We start from the raw sequence: 19359 nt of genomic DNA, 5'->3' as shown, positions 1-19359 counted from the left end.
CGTCAGCCGGGCCTGTCCGTGCCGGGCCTGTCCGTGCCGGGCCTGTCCAGGTCGGGCCCGTCCAGGTCGGGCAGGGAGTCGATGGTCAGCGCGTAGGTCGTGCCGGCGGACGGCCCGCCGATCGTCAGGACCCCGATGACCTCGCCGAGGTCGTTCACCAGCGGGCCGCCGCTCGCCGACGCCGGCAGCTGCAGCCCGATCCGGAACAGGCGCAGACCCTGCTCCGGGAACGACTCCAGCCGGTCCACCAGACCGTCCACAAGGGACGCACCGGACCCCGCGGACGGCGCGAAGACCTGGTCGCCGACCCGGACCAGGCCGGGGTGCCCGAGGGCGAGGCCCTTGCCGGGGTGCCCGTGGGCGAGGCCCTTGCCGGGCGCCGGCACCCGCAGCAGCGCCACATCGACCGCGGCCGGCTCCGGCACGACGAGCCGCTCGACCGGTGCCCCGCCGGCGGTGATCTGCTCGGCGGTCGCCGAGCCCAGCCAGAGCCGGTTCGTGACCACGGTGCCGTCGCCGAGGACGAAGCCGCGCCGGCGGGTGACCTCACCACCCGGGTGCGTGACGGCGACCTCGACGAGCGCCCGGAGCACCAGCGCGGCGAGCTCCGGCGGGCCGGTGGCCACCTCGATGCCCAGGAGGGCCGCGTGCCCGGTCAGCACCCGGCGATAGCGGTCGGCGTCATGGACGGCGGCGAGGCAGGCCAGCAGTCGGCGCGCGTCCGCGGCATCCGCCGGCGGCTCGCCCAGCTCGTCGAACGCCGCCAGCGCCGCCGCGTGGTCGCCCGTGTCGTGCCGGTGCCGGAACCGCTGCCGCGGATCGGGCTCGGCCGTCGCCACCCGCACCAGGGTGGCGTTCCACGTCGCGATGCGGTCCAGCAGCGCCCGCAGCCGCTCCAGCTGCCCGCGCAGCTCCCGGGCCAGGTGCCGGCCCTCGGTCAGCGCCTGGCCGGGGTCGGCGCCGTTGTCGCGGCGCAGGAACTCCTCGGCCAGCCCGGCCAGGTCGCGCAGCGGGGCGACGAGCAGCCGCACCTGCCGGCCGGCGTCGCCGCCGTCGGCGAGGACGGCGTTGAGGATCCGCACGGTGGCCGGGTCGGGCGGGGTCGCCGGCGGCCGGTATCCGTCGATGCGGGTGCGGAGCTCCTGCCAGGCCCCTTCGGCGTCGTCGGAGCGTGCCTCCGCGACCAGCTCGGTCAGGTCGGCGCGGAGCCCCTGGAGGTCGTCCTGGCGCTGCTGGCGGCGGGCCATGTCGTCGATCTCGGCCGGGGACAGCACGGTGGTGTCGCTGATCCGGATCGAGCGGGAGCGCCCGGTGCCCAGGTCCTGCGCGGTGACCTCCAGGACACAGCTGGCGTCGATCGAGAACGTCACCTCGATCTGCGGCACCCCACGCGGCGCCGGCGTGATGTCGCCGAGCCGGAACTGGCCGATCTTCGCCGCCTGGTCGAGGCTGCCGTTGTAGATCTCGATGTCGACCGCGGTCTGCTGGTCCTCGTGCGTGGTGTAGACGTTGCGCTGCTGGGTCGGGATCGTGGTGTTGCGGGCGATCAGCTCGGAGAACACCGGCTTCTCGTCGTCGTTGTCGCGCACCCGCAGGCCCAGCGCCAGCGGCGTGACGTCGAGCAGCAGCACCTCCGACAGCTTGCCGTCGAGCACCGCCGCCTGCAGGGCCGCGCCGGTGGCCACCGCGGTGCGCGGGTCCGGCACCGGCGTGCGGGTCAGCCCGAACACGCCCTCGACGACCTGCTGCACGAGCGGCGACAGCATCGGGCCGCCGACGAGGACCAGGTGCTGCGGGGCCTCCGGCAGCGACGCCTTGAACTGGGTGCAGGTGTCCCGCAGCGCCGCCAGCGGCCCGGCCAGGATCTGCCCCAGCTCCGCGCGGCTGAGCTCGACCCGGGCGTCCTGCCCGGCGACCAGCTCGCGCAGCGGGTAGTCGGCGTGCTGCTGCGCCGACAGGTTGACCTTGAGGTATTCGGCCGCCACCTCCAGCCGCCGCCGGGCGGTGCCGCTCTCCGGCACGTCGATGCCCTGCGCCGCGAGCCGGCCCGCCAGTGCGGTGGTGACCTCCGCGTCGAAGTCCTTGCCGCCGTAGGCGTTGTCGCCGACGACCTGCTGGACCTCGTACACCCCGTCGCCGACGTCGAGGAAGCTCACGTCGAGCGTGCCGGCGCCGAGGTCGACCACCACGATCCGGCCGGTCAGCCGGCGCTCCCGGGCCGCGGTCATGCACGCCGCCGTCGGCTCGTGGATCAACCGCACGAGCTCCAGCCCGGCGATGCGGCAGGCGTCGCGGGTCGCGTGCTTCTGGTTGTTGAGGAAATACGCCGGGATCGTCAGGAGCACCCGCGACCGCTCCAGGCGGAGGTCGTGGTGGCGCTCGGCCCAGTTGAGCCACTCCTCGTCGAGCTCGCCGAGCTCGGCCCGGGCGAGCTCGCCGACGCGTTCGCGCACCCGCTCGGCGAGATACGTCTCCACCAGCCCACGCCCGTGCTTGATCAGCCGGGCGGCGACCTCCTCGGGCCGGTAGGTGCGGCCCCGGACCCGATACGTGGTCCGCGAACCCATCCGGCGCTTGGCCGCGCTGACGTGCCCGACCAGCCAGCCGGCGAACACCTCCTCGCCGGCGAGCCCGATGAGCTCGTTGCCCTCCCGGTCGAGGCTCAGCGTCGACGGGAACTGCGGGCGGCCCTTCCACGGGCACAGCACCGCCCGCCCGGTCCGGGTGTCGTAGATCGCGGCCGCGCAGGTGGTGGTGCCGAGGTCCATCGCCCAGATGCCGGCGAAGCGCTGGTCGATCTCGAACCGCGCCTGCGCCACCCATGCCTGCGCCCGCTCGTCGAAGGCCCGCCGGCCGTGCCCGCCGAGCCGCTCCACCGCCGCCACGACCTCGGCCTGCAGGTCGGGCGAGAGCGCCGGGTCGCGCTGCAACAGCCGCAGCTCGTCGGTGGCCCGGATGCCCGCCGGGTTGCCGGCCGAGCGGCCGGACACCACCCGCAGGCAGCGGCGGGCCAGCTCGTCGACCGCGCCGGCGCGGCGCAGCCACTGGCCGAGCCGGGGGTCCTCGACGGCGTCGTCGCCGCGCTGGGCGACCAGGCAGGCGGCCGCCGACGCGAAGTCGCCGGCCCGCTCGAACAGCTCGGCGGCCCGTTCCCACTGCTGCTCCTGCTGATACAGCCGGGCCGCGCCGATCAGGTCCCCGCCGGCCTGCCGGGCCTCGGCCCGGGCGGCCAGCCCGGTGTCGCTGACGTCGCCGCGCAGCACCCGGTCGGCGTCGCCGAAGCGCTCCGCCTGGCGGAACAGCCGGTGTGCCCGGTACAGGTCGCCGGCCTGCTCGGCGCGCAGCGCGGCCTCGGCGGGCTCGCCGGCCTCCTCCTCGAACCGGCTCCAGCGCGCGTAGCCGTCGAGGTCGCCGTCCCCGCCGGCCCCGTCCGCAGCGCCGCGCTCGGCCGCCAGCCGGTGGTGCTGCCGCCCGGCGGCCACGACCGCGGCCCGCACGCCCTCGACCTCGGCCAGCCGCACAGCCACGTCGCCCCGCGCCCGGTGCAGGTGCGTGATGAGGCTGCGCACCAGCCGTGCGGCCGGGGCGAACTCGCCCCGCTCGACCAGGGCGTCGACGTCGGGCAGGCACCGCCCGGCGAGCCGGTCCAGCCGGTCGGGTCGGTCGTCCGGGCAGCCATCGAGCGCCTCAGCGAACCGGCCGAGCCGCTCCAGGCATTCGCTGGCCAGGTCGGCGCGGCCGGCCGCCTCGAACGCGGCCAGGGCGCCCTCGACGTCGCCGCCGGCGAGCAGCAGCTCGCCGAGCCGGCCGGTGAGCCCGGCCACCGCGGCCGGCTCGACCCGGCGGGCCAGCCCGATGCCGGCCCGCACGTCCTCCTGGCGCGGCGAGCCCAGGCAGCAGGCGATCGCGCGGTGTTGCGCGCCCGGCGAGTCGGCGAGCCGCACCGCGTCGGCGCCGCGGCCGAGGAACCGGTGCACCTCGAACAGCTCCGGCAGCAGGCGCTCGGGCAGGTCGTCGAAGAACGCCCCCCAGACCGCGGACGCCCGGTCGAGCGAGGCCCGGCCCAGGTGCGCCCGCAGCACGGTGGTCAGGACACCGGCGTCGAGCACGGCCGCGTCCCGCCAGCGCCGCAGCTGCCCGACGAGGGCGTCGGCGTCGCCGGCCGGGCCGAGCAGCGCGGCCAGCCGGTCGCGGGCGGCGAGCTGCGGTGCCGGCAGCGCCGCCCGGGTCGCCAACTCGAACACCACGGCCGGCGCGTCGGCGTCGTCACCGGCGGCCTGCTCCAGCAGCCATGCCTCATCGGCGGCGTGGAACGGGTAGCGCCCGGCGGGCACCCGCTCGTCATAGGTGCGCACCAGTGTGCGGGCCAGTGCCGGGTCGGCCGCGAGGGCGAGCCGGACCGCGTCGCGGTAGGCCCGCGCCGCCCGGTCCCCACCGGCGGTGAACTCCTGGTCGAGCCCGTCCACCGCCTTGCGCAACCGTCGCTGACCTCCGGGCAACCAGTCGCCGATCGGCATGATGAGCACCCTCCCGTCCGCCGGGCCAACTCTATGGCAGGACCGCACCACCGTCGATGCGCCGCGGTGGGGCCGGGCCGTCGTCGTCGTGGCCGGCCGGGCGGTAGGAGACCGATGAGTCTGGCCAGGCACGGCACCCGCGTCGTCGAGGTCGACGGACTGCGCTACCCGGTGACCGTTCCCTACGCGGGATCGCTCAGGGCGACGGTGTACCTACGCGGGTTCGCGCAGGGCGGTGGAAAGGGCGACGGCGACGACCGGGACGATCGCGAGGGCGATGAACGCGCCGCGCGGGCCGTGGTGCTCGGCGACGAGGCCGAGCAGCGGCATGCCGAGCCCGCCCGCGCTGACCGCCAGCCCGAGGGTGACCCCGGCGGCGGTGCCGGGGCGGCTCGGCAGGTAGTCCTGGCCGAGCTTCACCAGCACCGCGAACGGGATGTTCGTGACCAGGCCGACGAGCAGGACCAGGGGCAGCGCGAGGTGCCGGTCAGGGCACAGCAGCATCGCCGCGATCGCCGGGCCGAGCAGGAGGTTGCCGATCCGGACGGTGCGCACCAGGCCGATCCGGTCGGCGATCCGGCCGCCGGCGAGGGTGCCCAGCACGCCGCCGCCGAGCTGCAGGGCGAGGGCGGCGCCGCCGAGGGTGGTGGACGCGCCGAGCGTGTCGATCCAGTACAGCGCCACGAACGTGTTCACGCCGAACGAGACCGCGGACCGGACGATCTCGACCCCGGTCAGCACGGCGAACATGGCGGGCCGGTCCCGGCCGGGTGCGGCGGTCCGCGCGGCCGCGCGGCCGGTGACGCGGCGCTGGTGGCGCAGCAGGACGAAGCCCATGAGCACGGCCGGTGGGATGAACAGCGCGGTCGCGCCGACCCCCCACGCGTCCAGCGCCGGCGTGGCGAGGGCCGGCGCGACGAAGAACCCGACGCTGCCACCGGCCGCGAAGTAGCTCATCGCGGTGGCGCTCGACCCGGCGGCCAGGCGCGCGTCCCGCCCGGCGGCGGGGTGGAACATCGCCACCCCGAGCCCCGACAGCAGCAGCAGGGCCCAGACCAGGGGATAGGTCGGGGCGACCCCGGCGAGGCCGGCGCCCGTGCCGGCGAGGGCCACCCCCACCGGGGACATCCACGGCAGGCGGCGGCGGTCGGCGATGACCCCGAACACGAGCTGCGGCAGCGAACTGCCCAGCGCGGCGGCCATGGCCAGGCCCGCGGCGCCGACGTAGCCGTAGTGGCGGTCGAGGACGAAGTACGGCACCGCGGCGGGCACCAGGCCCTGGTAGAAGTCGTCGACGGCGTGCGCGGTCGCCCACACCCGCATCCGCCGCCACGGGGACGGCTCGCGGTGCGTCGAGGGGTCGGTCATCAGTTCAGCGGTGCTCACCCCTCCAAGATCGCAGTGATCGGCCGTGCGGACTTCCGGTATCCTGCCGATCAATGTCGAAAATCCGCCACATGCCGCTCGCACCGACGAAGGTGACCGAGCACGGCTCCGGTGCGTTCATCGACCGGCACCGGCACGACCAGCATCAGCTGGTCTACGTCAGCCGCGGCGTCATCGCCGTGCAGACCGAGGCCGGCGGCTGGGTCGCCGCCGCTGACCGGGCCGTGTGGATCCCCGCGGGCTGCTGGCACGAGCACCGCTTCCACGGCGCGAGCGCGTTCCACACCATCGGGTTCCCGCCCGCGGACCCGCCGCTGCCGGCCGACGCGCCGACCGTCGTGGCCGTCGGCGCCCTGCTGCGGGAGCTGCTCGTCGCCGGCACGGACCCGGCCCTGCCCCGCGACGAGGAGCTGCGGCTGCGGGCGGTGATCCGCGACCGGCTGCGCCGCGCCCCGCAGGAGCCGGTGGCGCTGCCCACCGCGCGGGACGGCCGCCTCGCCGCCGCGTGCCGGCTGGCCGCCGACCGGCTCGACGAGCCGCAGACCCTGCCGTCGCTGGCCCGCCTCGCCGGTGCGAGCGAGCGGACCCTGGCCAGGCTGTTCCGCGCCGAGTTCGGCATGACCTACCCGCAGTGGCGCACCAACGTCCGGGTCTACCGGGCCATGATCCTCCTCGCCGGCGGGCTGCCGGTGACGGCCGTGGCACACCGCTGCGGCTTCGGCACCCCCAGCGCCTTCGTCGACACGTTCCGCCGCGCGACGGGCCTGACCCCGGGCGTCTACCAGGCCCGGGAGCGCGCCGGCGGGGCGCCGGGAGGCTGAGCGGGGCGGCGCAGTCCCCGGACCTGCGCCGCCGCCGGTGGGAATCAGGTGCAGTGCTTGAGGTTCGGCCGGATCGCCGCCGGGACGGTGTTCTCGCAGACGTTGTCGGTGCCGCCGATGAGGGCCGCCCACGTCTTCTTCGCGGGGTCGTACTTGAACACCACCACGGCGGTGTCCATGGCCTCCGGCTGGGTCAGCGCCGTCGCGTAGCCCTGATAGCAGCTGATGTCCTTGAAGCCCTTGCCGAGGATGATCGCCCCGGCGACCTCGGCGTTGGCCTGGAACGCCTTCTGCAGTGCGGTCGCGTCGACGGGGCAGCCCCCGCCGGTGGCGGCCGCGCTGGACGGTGCCGCCGCGCTCGACGTGCCCGCGGCCGGCGCGGCGCTGGACGTCGCGGCACCCGCCGGCGCGGCGGTGGTGTCGGCCGGATCCTCGGAGGAGCAGCCGGCGAGAGCGACCGCCGCGACGGCGATGGGGAGCAATGCTCGTGTTTTCACACGCGGAATCCTTGCGCCTGCGGCCGTTTCGTGGTTGTCGGCTAACGGACATCTACATTGGACAGACGGTGGATGCCCGTCGGCGGTCAGTCCCCGGCGGTCAGGACCGCGGCGGCGGTGGTGCGCACGTACCAGCGCTCGAAGTCCACTCCTGCCCAGCCGCGGCGCCGCACGAGCCAGTCGTAGTTGTGCCAGTCCATCGCCAGCCACAGCACGTCGGTGACCTGGTCGACGGTGAGGGCCGGGTCGGTGCCGCCGGTGGCGACGAGCTCGGCGGCGAACCGGGACATGCCCTGCCGGCGCTCGTGCTCGTTCTTGGCCAGGATCGCCGCGGCGTCGGGGTCGGCGGTGGCGGCGCCGGCCAGGGCCAGCATCACCTCGGCCTGCCGGGCGTGGGTCTCGGCCAGGTGCCGGGCGTAGCGGGCCAGCTTCGCGCGGGGGTCCCGCAGCGCCTGGATGTCGGCGACGAACTGCCGGTCCGGCAGCGCGACCGGGTCGTCGTCGCCGGCGATGGTCCGGTCCACGAGATCGGACAGCAGCTGTCGTTTGGTGCCGAACACCGCGTAGACGGTCTGCACCGCGACGCCCGCCTCGGCGGCGACGGCGGTCAGCGGGGTCGCGGCGTAGCCGTCCCGGACGAACAGCCGGCCGGCCGCGTCCAGGATCGCCGCCCGCGTCAGCCGCGCCTGCCGCTGCCGCCCCGACGCGTCGTACCGCCGCTTGACAGCCATCCCGTCAGCGTAGTGTTCTATTCGATAGAGGTTTACTCTATTCAAAGGAGTGCACGGTGTACGGAGTGGTGCAGCAGATGCCGGGCGTGTCCGAGACCGAGTACCGCATGGTCGAACGGCACCTCGGCCCCGACCGGCCGCCGGGGCTGGTGGCGCACGTGTCGGGCCCGTACGAGGACGGTTGGCGCGTGCTGAACATCTGGATCGACGAGGCCGCGTTCCGCCGGTTCCAGTCGGAGCGGCTGATGAAGGCGGCCGGGCTCGCCGCGCAGGAGGAGGGCTTCGACCCGGGGAAGGCGGCCGGGTTCAGCTCGTTCGCCGTCGTCGGCGACGAGATGCCCTTCTGATGGACGCCGCCGCGACGGTGGCAGCGTTCTGGGCCGCGGCGGCGCCCGGCTGGATCCGGCACGCCGACCGGCACGACGTGCGCGGCCGGCCCCTCGGCGAGGTGGCGCTGCGGTCCCTCGCCGTGCGGCCGGGGGAGCGGGTCCTGGACGTCGGCTGCGGCTGCGGCGGCACCACCGCCGAGCTGGCGGCCGCCACCAAGGCCGGCGGTGCAGGCAGTGATGAGGGCGGCGGTGCGGTCGGCGTCGACCTGTCGGCCGCGATGATCGAGGCCGCCCGGTCACGGTTCCCCGCCGGGCGGCACCCCGGGCTCCGGTTCCTCGCCGCCGACATCGAAACCCTTGACGTGGTGCCCGGTGGTCCGTTCGACGCCGCCTACTCGCGGATGGTGCTCATGCTGCTCGCCGACCCGGTCGCCGGTTGCGCCGCGGTCCGCCGGTCGCTGCGGCCCGGCGGCCGGTTCGCGGCGACCGTGTTCCGCGCCGGCAACGCCTGGCTTCCCGCGGCGATGCTCGGCGCCGCCCCGCATCTCGGCGCCCTGCCGCCGCTGCCGGTCGGCGCCGAGCCCGGACCGTTCGCCCTCGCGGATCCGGGGCGGATCGCGCGGGTGCTGACCGCCGCCGGCTTCGCCGACGTCGCGACCGAGCCGCACGACGTGGTGATGGAGGCGCCGGACGAGCCCGACGACGTCGCCGAATGGCTGATCGAGCTCGGCCCGGCGAGCGCGCCGTACCGTCTGGCCGTACCAACCGCGCAGCATGAGGCTCGAGCAGGTGCCGGGAAACTGCTCGCCCGCTTCCGTGACCCCGGGGCCGGTTACCGGATCCCGTCGGCGCTCTGGCTGGTGACCGCCCGCAACCCCGGGTGATCAGCGGGTGCGGAGGCCGTCCAGGGCGACGCTCAGGACCCGGTCGCACTGGGCGGCGTCCCCGCCGACGCCGTGGGCCGGCTGGAGCGTTCTGTCGGGTCCTGGCAGCCGCGGTGCGGGCCTCGACCGCGACATCTACCTTGGGCCGCATGTCACCTGGACGCTGGGTTCGGCTCCTGCTCACCGCCGGGATCACCCTCGCCGGCTCCGCCCTCGCCGCCGCGCCGGCCGCGGCGGCACCCGCCCCGCCGTGCCCCGGCGGCCTCTGCGTCCGGTACTGGGCGGACCTCACCATCACCGCCTGGGCGAGCCCGTCCACCCCGGTCCAGCCCGGCACGATCCACTACTACACGGTGGCGGTGACGAACACCGGCTGGCGCACCAGCCCGACCACCGTGCCCAACCCGGCGCCCGGCCCCGCCGCGGACTCGGTGTACGTGGCCTTCCTGCCGACCTCTCCCGTCGAACGCCCGCCGCTGCGCGGCGAGGGTGGCGTCGGCCCGGGACCGCCGTGGAAGTGCGTCGGCTATCTGAGCAACGGCATCGTCTGCGACACCAACGGCATCCCCACCAACTCGACCCGGCTGGTGTCGTTCCCGTTCCTGGCCCCGTTCGAGCCGGGCACGTACACCACCAACTTCTCCGTCTACGCGTTCAACTTCACCGAGTACAACGTCAACAACAACACCTACTCCCTCACCTACCAGGTGGGCCCGCCGGCCTGAGGTCTCCACCCTGGGGTTGAGGCCATCGATCAAACTCCGCGCCGACGCGCCGGACGTGCGCCGATCCGTACGGTCGCTGTCACAGGCGAACGAACGGAGACGGTGATGGTGCAGCAGGTGCTCGTGGTGGCGGCGGCGGTCGCGTTCGCGGGGTTCGTGATCAGCCGGCAGGTCCGGCGCCGCAAGGTCACCGTGCGGGGGCTCGTGATCCTGCCGGTGTGGTTCCTGGTGTTGTCGCTCCTGGTCGACCACGCGATGATCGGCCGGTTGCACACCGGGGCCACTGTCGGGTTCTTCGCGGCGGGGATAGCCTTTGCCGGGGTCATGGGGGCGCTGCGGTTCCGCACCCTGCGGGTCTGGCGGGGCGAGGACGGTCCGTGGTGTGAGGGAAACTGGCGCACCGGCGCGCTGTGGGTCGCGACGATCGCGGTCCGGGTCGGACTGTTCCTCCTCGCGACCCGCCTGGGTGCGACGGAAGGAGCCGGCGAGGCGATGGTGTACGTGGCGGTGACGCTGGGCGTACAGAACCTGCTGCTGGCAAACGCCACCGGCCTGCTGCCGAACGCGGCGCCGGCGGCGGCCCCGCTGGAACGGGTCGGATGAGCAGTGCCCTGGACCGCCTGCCCGGCCGCGGTGTCGCGCTCGGGCAGGCGGTCGGCGCCGTCGCCTACACGGTGGCGGCGGTCGTCTCGGTCCCCGTCCACCTGCGCTGGCTCGCCGCCGGGCTGGCCGCGGTCGCGCTCGCCGGGGCGTACGCGAGCCGCCGTGCCGGTGCCGACCGGCCCGTCCGGATGTTGCTCGCGCTGGTGGTGATGGCGGCGGGCGGGCACGCGCTCTACGTGGTCGACCCGACGTCGCCGGGCTGGTTCCCGGCCGGGCTCTCGATCGCCCTGGCCTTCGCCGCGCTGCCGCTGCCCCTCGCGGTCGGGTTCGCCGTCGCGACGGCCGCGACCGGCGCGACCATCGCCGAGCTGCGCAACCCGGGCGCGCTGCTGCCGCTGCTGGCCGGCTGCGCCGGGTTCGCGGTGCTCGGCATCGGCATCGGCGGGTCGCGGCAGCGGGCGGAGACCGCCGAGCGGCTGCTCGCCAGCGAACAGGCGCTCCGCGAGGCCGAGGCGCGCACCGAGGTGCTCGCCGAGCGGCAGCGTCTCGCCCGCGAGATCCACGACATCCTCGCCCACACCCTGTCGGCGCAGATCGTCGGACTGGAGAGCGCCCGGCTGCTGCTGCGCAAGGGCGCCCCCACCGAGGCGGTGCTGCAGCAGGTGGATCAGGCGCAACGGTTCGCCCGCGAAGGCCTCGACGAGACCCGCCAGGCGGTGTCGTCGTTGCGGGGCGACACCCGGCCGGCCGTCGAGGCGGTCCGCGCCCTCGCCGACACCGCGGGCGCCCGGCTGACGGTCACCGGCGACCCCGGGCACCTTTCGCCGGAGGCCGGGCTGGCGGTCGAGCGCACGGTCCGCGAGGCCCTCACCAACGTGCGCAAGCACGCGCCGGGCGCACCGATCGAGGCGGCCCTCACCTTCCACCAGGCCACGATCGAGGTGCAGATCCGCAACGGCCGGTCGTCGGCCCGCCCCACCCTCGCCGACACCGGTGCGGGCTACGGTCTCAGCGGCCTGCGCGAGCGGGCCGAACTGCTCGGCGGCGACCTGACCGCCGGCCCCCACGAGGACGGGTTCCGGGTGTGGCTGACGATTCCCCGATGACGCTCCTGCGGGTGGTCGTCGCCGACGACCAGCGGGTCATCCGCGACGGCATGCGACTCATGCTGTCGCTCGTCGACGGCATCGACGTGGTGGCGGTGGCCGCCGACGGGGACGAGGCGGTGACCGCGGTCGCCGAGCACGACCCCGACGTGGTGCTCATGGACCTGCGCATGCCCCGCTGCGACGGCGTCACGGCGACCGCCCGGATCCGCGAGCTGCACCCGCGGACCCAGGTGGTCGTGCTCACCACCTTCGCGGAGGACACCGAGATGCTGGCGGCGCTGCGGTCCGGCGCGCGTGGCTACCTCACCAAGGACGCGAGCGCCGACGAGGTCGTCCGGGCGCTGCGCCGGGTCACCTCCGGCGAGGCCGACCTCGCGCCGCAGGTGCAACGGCGGCTGCTGGAGCTGCTGCCCCAGCACGCGCCCGCCGCGGCGGGCCCGGCACCGGACGGGCTGACCGACCGGGAGCTGCAGGTGCTGCGGCTCGTCGCGGAAGGCCTGTCCAACACCGAGATCGCGGGTCGCCTGCACGTGTCCGACGCGACCGTGAAGACGCACATCAACCACGTGTTCGCGAAGACGGGGGTACGGGACCGGGCGCAGGCCGTCGCCTATGCGTACCGGCACCGCCTCGTCGACGGGTGAGTCAGTCACCCAGGGGCCGCAGAGCCTCAGACCCGCGGGCTACTGCCGGCGCAGGCCGTCCAGGGCGACCCTCAGGACCCGGTCGCGCTGGGCGGCGTCGACGAAGCCGCCGGCGGTCAGGCCGCTGATCATGCGCAGCGTGTCGTCGAACGTGACGTCGGTGCGCACGGCGCCGGCGGCCTGGGCGCGGGCCAGCAGCGGCTCACCGACGCGGTAGATCTCCTCGCGGCAGTGGCGGAACATGGACGAGTCGCGGTTGAGGGCCTCATAGATGGCGCGCTTCGTCGCCGTGTAGGCCACGAACCGGTGCAGCCACGACACCAGGGCGTCCCACGGCGGCCGGGAGGCGACGTCGTCGGCGGTCTGGCACAGCTGCTCGATCTCGCCGATGTAGACCGTCTCGAACAGGTCCTGCCGGGTGGGGAAGTTGCGATACAGCGTCCCGATGCCCACGCCGGCCCGCCGGGCGATGTCCTCGAGGGACGCCTCGGTGCCCTGCTCGGCGAACGCCGCGCGGGCGGCGGACAGCAACGCGTCGAAGTTGCGCCTCGCGTCGGCACGCTGCGGCCGGCGGACGGCGACGGGGGAGTCGGCGGACACGTTTTTCTCCAGCGGCTTGGAAGTGGAGGCACCCCTCCGCTAATGTGGAGGCGTACCTCCACTACTGTACCGCGTCCGGGGGAAATCCGATGACACGCGCACTCACCCTCAGCCCGCCACCCGTTGCGACCGCACCGGTGCGGGCGGGACGGTTCACCTTCGTCGCGCTCGCCACCGCGGCCGCCTCGTTCTCCCTGCTCCAATCGCTGGTCAGTCCGGTGCTGCCGACGATCCAGCACGACCTGCACACCAGTCAGAGCACGGTCACCTGGGTCCTGACCGCCTGGCTGCTGTCCGCCGCCGTCGCCACCCCGATCATGGGGCGCATCGGCGACATGTACGGCAAGCGCCGCACCCTGCTCGTCGCCCTCGCGGCCATCGTCATCGGGTGCGTGATCGCCGCCGTCGCGCCGAACATCGGCGTGCTCATCATCGGGCGGATCGTGCAGGGGCTCGGCGGCGCCGTGTTCCCGATCTCGTTCGGCATCCTCCGCGACGAGCTGCCACCGGCCAGGGTGGCGTCCGCGATCGGCGGGCTGTCCGCGGTGATCGCCGTCGGCGGCGGCCTGGGCGTGGTCCTCGCCGGACCGATCGTCGCCGCGGTGGACTGGAGGGCCCTGTTCTGGATCCCGGCCCTGGTCGTGGCGGGCACGTTCGCGCTGACCCTGCGGTTCGTCGGCGAGTCGCCATCCCGTGCCCGTGGGAGGATCAACTGGCTCGCCGGGGCGCTGCTGTCCGGCTGGCTGGTCGCCCTGATCCTGCCGCTGAGCAAGGCGCCGGCCTGGGGGTGGACGTCGGGCCGGGTCGTGGTGCCGCTGATCGCCGCCGTGGTCCTCGTTGTCGCGTGGGTGCTGGTGGAGCTGCGCTCCGCCGAGCCGCTCATCGACATGCACATGATGCGCCTGCCGGCGGTCTGGACGACGAACCTCGTCGCGCTGCTGTTCGGCGCGGGCATGTTCGCCACCTACGCGTTCCTGCCGCAGTTCCTGCAGACGCCGCGCTCCACCGGGTACGGCTTCGGCACCACCGTCACCGGCGCCGGGCTGGCGATGCTGCCGATGCTGGTCACGATGGCGGTGGCCGGATTCGTGAGCGGCCCGCTGACCGCCTACGTGCCGACGAAGGTCCAGCTGCTGCTCGGCACGACGACCGCGGCGCTGTCGTGCGCCGGGCTCACCCTGTTCCACTCCGCGTACTGGCAGATCGCCGTCGCGACCGGGGTGTTCGGCGTGGGTCTCGGGCTGACGTGGACCGCGATGGTCAACCTCATCGTGCACACCGTCCCGGCCGGCCAGACGGCCGTGGCGAGCGGCATGAACGCCAACATCCGCACCATCGGCGGGTCCCTCGGCGCGGCGGTGGCCAGCGCGGTGATCACCGCGCACGTGACGCCGGCGGGGCTGCCCCTGGAGTCGGGGTACACGTACACCTTCGCGGCGTTGACGGCGATGTTGACGGCGGCCGCGGTGATCGCGGTCTTCGTGCCGCGGGCACGGAAAGGGGCCTGACCGGTCCGGTCAGGCCCCGGTGCCTCCACGCGGCTCAGCCGCGGGCTGTCCGGACTGTGCCTCGCGCGGCTCAGCCGCGGGCGATCCAGACGTCGTCGAGGGCGCCGTGGAACTGGTCGTTGTCCATGCCGTTGCCCTTGCCGCCGATGCTGAGCGGCACGGTGTTGACCACCGACAGCTCGGCGGGCAGCGTCGCGGTGCCGCGGACGGCGTCGTCGACCAGGACGGTCAGCGTGGTGCCGGACCGGCGGCACTCGAGACGGTGCCACAGGCCGTCGGAGACCGAGACGTCGGACATCGCCACGTGGATCGCGTGGACGGCGGCGTCGGCGAAGACGCAGCTCGGGCGGCCGGCCGCGCCGTCGATCTGCAGCTTGTACTGGCTGCCGGACGCGGAGTACCCCTTCTGCACGACGTTCTGGCCGGAGCCGGTGTCCTTCCTGGTCAGCCGGACGGTCGCGCCGTAACGGATGGGGCCGGCCCCGGGGTTGAGCTCCGGGGTGTCCGGCGTCTGCAGCACCGCGTGCGGGCACCGCTTGCCGGTGCAGCGGGCCGGGAAGTCCGCCGCCCGCCCGCCCGTGGCCATCCCGAGGCGGTCGGCGAGCCTGACCTTGCCGCCGTGCCCGGCCGATGGGATCAGCGTGTGGCCGTGGCCGGAGTCGTCCGTGACGGTGGCGCCGTTGCCGGCGGCGTCGAAGGTGTACCGGGCGACGACCACCGGCGCGGCGACCTCGACCGGGTCCGTGACGGTCACGGTCTTCGCGCTCGTTGCGGCGCTCGCGGGGCCGGCGACGCCCAGCGCGCTGAGTGCGACGCCGAGCGCCGCGGCGGCCAGGATCGCCGGCCGGATGGCTCTCATCCGGCCGCCATGCATGTTCCCCCATGTCTTCATGCCCGAAATGTGTCATATTCGGGCCGTAACCTCCGCGCATTTCCTCCAACGTGTCGGCCGCAATCCGTAACCGAACGGTTGACGCATTGTCACCCGAACCGGATGTCCAGCAATGGTTGCCGCAGGTCTGGAAGACTTGACGGCATGCGGTGGGCGGCGGGGGCGGCAGCGGCGCTGATCCTCTGCGCACCCGCGCTCAGCCTGTATGCACCCGCTCCGGCCGGTGCGCACGTGCCTGCTTCGGCCGGTCCGACAGAGGTCTGCCGCATCACCGATCCCGCGGTGACCGAGGTGTCCGGTCTCGTCGTCACCCCGACCGGCTACCTGGTGGAGAACGACAGCAACCCCGACCCGGCCAAGACCCGCGTGTTCACGCTCGACACGTCGTGCAAGGTGACCGGCAGCGTGCAGTATCCGCGCACCGCCCGGGACCCCGAGGACCTCGCGGTGGACCGCAAGGGCACCGTATGGGTGGCCGACATCGGCGACAACGGCCCCATGACCGGCGGCTCGGGCACCCGCCGCAGCACCATCGCGCTGTGGACCATGGCGGCCGGCTCGAAGAACCTGAAGATCCACCGCCTGGTGTATCCCGACGGGGTGCCCCGCGACGCCGAGGCGCTGCTCATCGACGGGCAGGGCCGGCCGGTGATCGTCACCAAGGACCCGGTCGGCGAGGTGTTCCGGCTGGACACGCCGCTGCCGACGGACAACACCGACGGCGCCGAGCTGACGAAGGTGGGCGCGTTCGAGCCGCACCGCACCGGCACGTCCAACCCGTTCAGCTTCCTCGGCATCGCCTGGGTCACCGGGGCGGCCGTGTCCGCCGACGGCACGCGGGCCGTGGTGCGCACCTATGCCGACGCCTACGAGTTCGAGGTCACCGGCGGCGACGTCGCCAAGGCGATCACCTCCGGGAAGCCGACGGTCACGCCGTTGCCGGACGAGCCGCAGGGTGAGGCGATCGCCTACACCGCCGACGCGACCGGGCTGCTGACCGTCTCCGACCAGGCCGGTCCGGTCGTCGTGCTGCGCTACCCGAGCGGGTTGAAGGTGGCGGCGCCGACCAGCGCCGTGCCGTCGGCGACCCCGGCGAAGGCGGCGCCGCCGAAGACGCCCGTGCGCTCCTCGGCACGGGCCCCGCTGCTGCTCGCAGCGTTTACGGTAGTGGCGTTGATGCTGGTCGCGGCGGTGGCGAGACGCGCCAGGAGGCGATGAGCACCCACGGTGTCGACGCGGGAGCGCTCACATGACACGATTCACCGACAGCAGTGGTCGGGGGAGGGGTTCGCGGCGGTGGTGCGCATCGAGGTCGAGCGGGCCACGACCCGTGACATGCGCCGGCGCAACCGGTCCACGCTCCTGTCGGAGCTGTTCTTCCGGGGTCCGCTGAGCCGGCACGACCTCAGCCGGATCACCGGGCTGAGCGCGGCGACCGCCAGCAGCGTCACCGCGGAGCTGCTGCAGGAGGGCCTCATCATCGAGGCCGGGCAGATCGACTCCGACGGCGGCCGGCCCCGGGTGCTGCTGCGGGTCAACCCCGACTTCGGCCGCCTCGTCGGCGCCGACGTCGGCGAGACCGGCGTCAAGGTCGAGCTGTTCGACCTGTCGATGACCCGGCTGGCCACCGTCGACGAGCCGCTGCCGTCGTCCCGCCCCGACCCGGAGGCGGTCGCCGGGCAGCTGCTCGCCGGGATCCGTGAGGTGCTCGGCGGCACCGACGCGTCCGACGTCATCGGCATCGGCATCGGCGTCCCCGGCACCGTCGAGCAGTCCGACCCCGTCCGCGTGCACGCCCCGACCGTCGGCTGGCGGGGGATCTCCCTCGACGGCCTGCTGCGCGAAGGGGGCCTGACCGCGCCGCTGTTCGTGGAGAACGGCGCCAAGTCCCTCGGCCAGGCCGAGATGTGGTTCGGCGCCGGCCGTGGCGCCGGCAACGCGGTGATCGTGCTGGTCGGCTCCGGCGTCGGCGCCGCCGTGATCACCAACGGGACCCTGTATCGCGGCGCCAGCAGCAGCGCCGGCGAGTGGGGCCACACCACGGTCGTCTACGGCGGCCGCCAGTGCCGGTGCGGCGCCCGCGGCTGCCTGGAGGCGTATGTCGGCGCCGAGGGGATCCTCGACCGCTACCTGCAGGTCGACCCCACGTTCGTGCGCAGCGCCGACGAGCTCGCCGACGTCGCGGCGCTCATCGCGGCCGGCACCCCGGAGGCGGACGGCATCCTGGCCGAGACCGCCGGCATGCTCGGCGCCGGCATCGGCAACCTGGTCAACCTGTTCAACCCGGAGCGGGTCGTGCTCGGCGGCTGGGCCGGCCTCGCGCTCGGCGCCCGCCTGCTGCCGCAGATCCGGGCGGCCGCCTGCGAGCAGGCCCTGGAGCACCCGTGGGGCCAGGTGTCGATCGACCTGTGCGAGCTCGGCCCCGACGCGGTCGCGTTCGGCGCGGCCACCCTGCCGATGGCCGAGCTGCTGCGCCGCGCCTCCCGGCCGTAACGGATCCTTAAGTTTGTCTATGGTCCGGGGTTTCTTGTTGACTCGAAAAAAGGGTCGGGAATAGCGTGCGCTCTATCTGGAAGGGCGGTTGACAGATAGCCCTCTCCCTCCCGAAAGGCTCGCCCATGAGCAGCCCCCGCCTCCGCCGCTCCCTGTTCGCGACCACCGCCGTGGCGGTGCTCGGCGCGGTCACCGCTGTCGCGATGAGCACCGCCTCCGCCGCGACCATCGGCCCCGTCACCGGCATCGGCGGCAAGTGCGTCGACGTCGCCGGCGCCGCGACCGCCAACGGCACGAAGATCCAGCTCTACACCTGCAACGGGACCGCCGCCCAGCGCGTCACGTTCGGCGACGACGGCACGCTGCGGGTCCTCGGCAAGTGCCTGGACGTCGCCGCGGCCAGCACCGCCAACGGCACCAAGGTCCAGCTGTGGGACTGCAACGGCACCGTGGCCCAGCGATGGACGTACAGCGCCGCGAAGGAGTTCACCAACCCGAACGCCGGCAAGTGCCTCGACGCCACCGGCCAGAGCTCCGCCGACGGCACCCAGCTGCAGATCTGGGCCTGCGGCGGGACCGCCAACCAGAAGTGGACGATCGGCGGCGGCACCACGCCCCCGACCTCCAACCCGCCGGCGTCCAATCCCGCCATGGGTGCCGCGCCGTACGCCTACCTCGGCTGGGGCAACCTCCCCGACCCGCGCACCATCATGACCGCGACCGGCGTCAAGTGGTTCACGATGGCGTTCATCCTGTCCAACGGCGCGTGCGACCCGCTGTGGGACGGGTACCGGCCGCTGCTCGGTGGTCAGGACCAGACCGTCATCAACAACATCCGCGGCGCCGGCGGCAACGTCGCCGTGTCCTTCGGCGGCGCGTCCGGGCCGTGGCTGGAGCAGACGTGCAGCAGTGCGTCGACGCTCGCCGCCGCGTACCAGAAGGTCATCAACGCCTACGGCCTCAAGGCGATCGACATCGACATCGAGGGCAGCGTCTACAACAACGCGACGCTGCAGCAGCGCACGATCGACGCGCTGAAGACCGTCAAGGCCAACAACCCGGGCGTCGCCGTGTACGTCACCTTCCCGAGCGACCGCAACGGCCCCGACGCCACGATGATCAACCGGGCCGCCGCCTCAGGGCTGACCGTCGACGCCTGGACCATCATGCCGTTCGACTTCGGCGCCGCCGGCCAGAACATGGGCACCCTCACCGTCCAGGCCGCCGAGGGGCTGAAGAACACGATCAAGAACGGCTACGGGTACACCGACGACCAGGCCTACCGGCACGCCGGCATCTCCTCGATGAACGGCATCACCGACGTCGGCGAGACGGTCACCGTCGCGGACTTCCGCACCATGCTGGCCTACGCCCAGCAGCACCACCTCGCCCGGTTCACGTTCTGGTCGGCGAACCGGGACCGCCCGTGCACCGGCGGCGGCACCGGCGACGACACCTGCAGCGGCGTCTCCCAGAACGCGTGGGACTTCACCAGGATCATCGCCCAGTACCAGGGCTGAGCCCCGGCCAGCCGCACCACCCGGACGGGTGCCCCGGAACGCGGACGGCCGGGGCACCCCCGTCCGCCGTGCCATCGGCCAGCGCCGATCGGTTGACCGG

17 protein-coding genes are annotated in these 19359 nt (G+C 74.1%); 11 read left to right on the top strand and 6 right to left on the bottom strand.

The genetic code is table 11. The features are described 5' to 3' along the window. Window positions 1-2: 2 nt before the first annotated feature. Together Dsi01nite_RS45400 and Dsi01nite_RS45395 are read right to left on the bottom strand one after the other, a co-directional pair. Entirely contained in the window at window positions 3-4517 is a 4515-nt protein-coding gene (locus Dsi01nite_RS45400; protein ID WP_203852671.1) for an Hsp70 family protein, read from the bottom strand. 213 nt (window positions 4518-4730) lie between these two features. After that, entirely contained in the window at window positions 4731-5903 is a 1173-nt protein-coding gene (locus Dsi01nite_RS45395) for an MFS transporter (RefSeq protein WP_239136696.1), read from the bottom strand. Window positions 5904-5956: 53 nt separating this feature from the next. On the opposite strand from Dsi01nite_RS45395, the gene Dsi01nite_RS45390 reads away from it, so the two are divergent. After that, the gene (locus tag Dsi01nite_RS45390; protein WP_203852670.1) at window positions 5957-6724 is read left to right on the top strand and encodes a helix-turn-helix transcriptional regulator; all 768 of its coding nucleotides are present in this window, start codon (window positions 5957-5959) and stop codon (window positions 6722-6724) included. Window positions 6725-6768: 44 nt separating this feature from the next. On the opposite strand, the gene Dsi01nite_RS45385 is transcribed toward Dsi01nite_RS45390, so the two are convergent. Both Dsi01nite_RS45385 and Dsi01nite_RS45380 read right to left on the bottom strand, forming a co-directional pair. Then, a complete protein-coding gene (locus tag Dsi01nite_RS45385; protein ID WP_203852669.1) occupies window positions 6769-7221 on the bottom strand; it encodes a hypothetical protein in 453 nt (150 codons plus the stop codon). A gap of 86 nt (window positions 7222-7307) precedes the next feature. Beyond that, window positions 7308-7952 (bottom strand): TetR/AcrR family transcriptional regulator, encoded by a 645-nt coding sequence (locus tag Dsi01nite_RS45380; protein ID WP_203852668.1) that lies wholly within the window; start codon window positions 7950-7952, stop codon window positions 7308-7310. 56 nt (window positions 7953-8008) lie between these two features. Here Dsi01nite_RS45380 and Dsi01nite_RS45375 point away from each other — a divergent pair, with 56 nt between their 5' ends. The 6 genes from Dsi01nite_RS45375 (at window position 8009) to Dsi01nite_RS45350 (ending at window position 12246) form a co-directional block, all read left to right on the top strand. Next, a complete protein-coding gene (locus Dsi01nite_RS45375; RefSeq protein ID WP_203852667.1) occupies window positions 8009-8299 on the top strand; it encodes a hypothetical protein in 291 nt (96 codons plus the stop codon). Further along, on the top strand, window positions 8299-9165 hold the full coding sequence (locus Dsi01nite_RS45370) for a class I SAM-dependent methyltransferase (RefSeq protein ID WP_203852666.1): 867 nt from the start codon (window positions 8299-8301) through the stop codon (window positions 9163-9165). Before Dsi01nite_RS45375 ends, Dsi01nite_RS45370 begins: the two co-directional genes overlap by 1 nt. Window positions 9166-9314: 149 nt before the next feature. After that, the gene (locus Dsi01nite_RS45365; protein WP_203852665.1) at window positions 9315-9890 is read left to right on the top strand and encodes a COG1361 family protein; all 576 of its coding nucleotides are present in this window, start codon (window positions 9315-9317) and stop codon (window positions 9888-9890) included. A 105-nt stretch (window positions 9891-9995) separates the two neighbouring features. Beyond that, window positions 9996-10493: a hypothetical protein gene (locus tag Dsi01nite_RS45360; protein ID WP_203852664.1), complete on the top strand. Its 498-nt coding sequence runs from the start codon at window positions 9996-9998 to the stop codon at window positions 10491-10493. Beyond that, window positions 10490-11599: a sensor histidine kinase gene (locus tag Dsi01nite_RS45355; RefSeq protein ID WP_203852663.1), complete on the top strand. Its 1110-nt coding sequence runs from the start codon at window positions 10490-10492 to the stop codon at window positions 11597-11599. The genes Dsi01nite_RS45360 and Dsi01nite_RS45355 overlap by 4 nt, the downstream gene beginning before the upstream one ends. Further along, window positions 11596-12246 (top strand): response regulator transcription factor, encoded by a 651-nt coding sequence (locus Dsi01nite_RS45350; protein ID WP_203852662.1) that lies wholly within the window; start codon window positions 11596-11598, stop codon window positions 12244-12246. The genes Dsi01nite_RS45355 and Dsi01nite_RS45350 overlap by 4 nt, the downstream gene beginning before the upstream one ends. 39 nt (window positions 12247-12285) lie before the next feature. Here Dsi01nite_RS45350 and Dsi01nite_RS45345 read toward each other — a convergent pair whose 3' ends face one another. After that, the gene (locus Dsi01nite_RS45345; RefSeq protein ID WP_239136694.1) at window positions 12286-12846 is read right to left on the bottom strand and encodes a TetR/AcrR family transcriptional regulator; all 561 of its coding nucleotides are present in this window, start codon (window positions 12844-12846) and stop codon (window positions 12286-12288) included. Between the two features lie 89 nt (window positions 12847-12935). Here Dsi01nite_RS45345 and Dsi01nite_RS45340 point away from each other — a divergent pair, with 89 nt between their 5' ends. Continuing rightward, window positions 12936-14354: an MFS transporter gene (locus Dsi01nite_RS45340; RefSeq protein WP_203852661.1), complete on the top strand. Its 1419-nt coding sequence runs from the start codon at window positions 12936-12938 to the stop codon at window positions 14352-14354. Window positions 14355-14424: 70 nt separating this feature from the next. Here the strand turns inward: Dsi01nite_RS45340 and Dsi01nite_RS45335 are convergent, their stop codons facing one another. After that, window positions 14425-15213 (bottom strand): laminin G domain-containing protein, encoded by a 789-nt coding sequence (locus Dsi01nite_RS45335; RefSeq protein WP_239136691.1) that lies wholly within the window; start codon window positions 15211-15213, stop codon window positions 14425-14427. Window positions 15214-15390: 177 nt separating this feature from the next. Between Dsi01nite_RS45335 and Dsi01nite_RS45330 the strand changes: the two genes are divergently transcribed. The 3 genes from Dsi01nite_RS45330 (at window position 15391) to Dsi01nite_RS45320 (ending at window position 19259) form a co-directional block, all read left to right on the top strand. Continuing rightward, entirely contained in the window at window positions 15391-16464 is a 1074-nt protein-coding gene (locus tag Dsi01nite_RS45330; RefSeq protein ID WP_203852660.1) for a hypothetical protein, read from the top strand. A gap of 78 nt (window positions 16465-16542) precedes the next feature. Then, entirely contained in the window at window positions 16543-17739 is a 1197-nt protein-coding gene (locus tag Dsi01nite_RS45325; protein WP_239136690.1) for an ROK family protein, read from the top strand. Window positions 17740-17864: 125 nt separating this feature from the next. Further along, entirely contained in the window at window positions 17865-19259 is a 1395-nt protein-coding gene (locus Dsi01nite_RS45320) for a chitinase (protein ID WP_203852659.1), read from the top strand. Window positions 19260-19359 lie beyond the last annotated feature (100 nt).

Source organism: Dactylosporangium siamense, assembly GCF_016862795.1.
Lineage (GTDB): Bacteria > Actinomycetota > Actinomycetes > Mycobacteriales > Micromonosporaceae > Dactylosporangium > Dactylosporangium siamense.
The sequence above is the reverse complement of the archived record's forward strand: the minus strand, read 5'-3'. Positions and strand labels throughout refer to the sequence as shown.